The sequence below is a fragment of the Mammaliicoccus sp. RAM2 genome (assembly GCF_045897195.1).
Classification (GTDB): Bacteria; Bacillota; Bacilli; order Staphylococcales; family Staphylococcaceae; genus Mammaliicoccus; species Mammaliicoccus sciuri.
Genome location: NZ_JBJNWI010000025.1, coordinates 1 through 489, shown reverse-complemented (window position 1 = coordinate 489; position 489 = coordinate 1). Strand labels below are relative to the sequence as shown.

5 tRNA genes are annotated in these 489 nt (G+C 48.9%); all 5 read right to left on the bottom strand.

The annotated features are described in order from the left end of the window. Positions 1-14: 14 nt before the first annotated feature. The 5 genes from ACJTHF_RS14035 to ACJTHF_RS14015 all read right to left on the bottom strand — a co-directional run bounded on the left by ACJTHF_RS14035 (position 15) and on the right by ACJTHF_RS14015 (position 458). Positions 15-90 (bottom strand) — tRNA-Ala (locus ACJTHF_RS14035). Positions 91-107: 17 nt separating this feature from the next. Next, positions 108-181: transfer RNA gene (locus ACJTHF_RS14030), tRNA-Pro, on the bottom strand. A gap of 10 nt (positions 182-191) precedes the next feature. Further along, positions 192-268, bottom strand: a tRNA-Arg gene (locus tag ACJTHF_RS14025). Positions 269-279: 11 nt separating this feature from the next. Next, a tRNA-Leu gene (locus tag ACJTHF_RS14020) sits at positions 280-368 on the bottom strand. A 15-nt stretch (positions 369-383) separates the two neighbouring features. Continuing rightward, positions 384-458: transfer RNA gene (locus ACJTHF_RS14015), tRNA-Gly, on the bottom strand. Positions 459-489 lie beyond the last annotated feature (31 nt).

The window sequence follows — 489 nt, the reverse complement described above, 5'->3', positions numbered from 1 at the left end:
AATCTATTTTTAAATGGTGGAGACTAGCGGGATCGAACCGCTGACCTCCTGCGTGCAAAGCAGGCGCTCTCCCATCTGAGCTAAGCCCCCATAAGTATTAATAGAAGTCGGGAAGACAGGATTCGAACCTGCGACCCCTTGGTCCCAAACCAAGTGCTCTACCAAGCTGAGCTACTTCCCGTTATTTAAAATGGCGCGCCCGAGAGGAGTCGAACCCCTAGCCTCTTGATCCGTAGTCAAACGCTCTATCCAATTGAGCTACGGGCGCAAAAACAAAAATGGTGCCGAGGACCGGAATCGAACCGGTACGGTAATCACTTACCGCAGGATTTTAAGTCCTGTGCGTCTGCCAGTTCCGCCACCCCGGCAAGAAAAAATAAAAATGGAGCGGAAGACGGGATTCGAACCCGCGACCCCAACCTTGGCAAGGTTGTATTCTACCGCTGAACTACTTCCGCTAAATAATTATTTTTATATATAGTATATTTA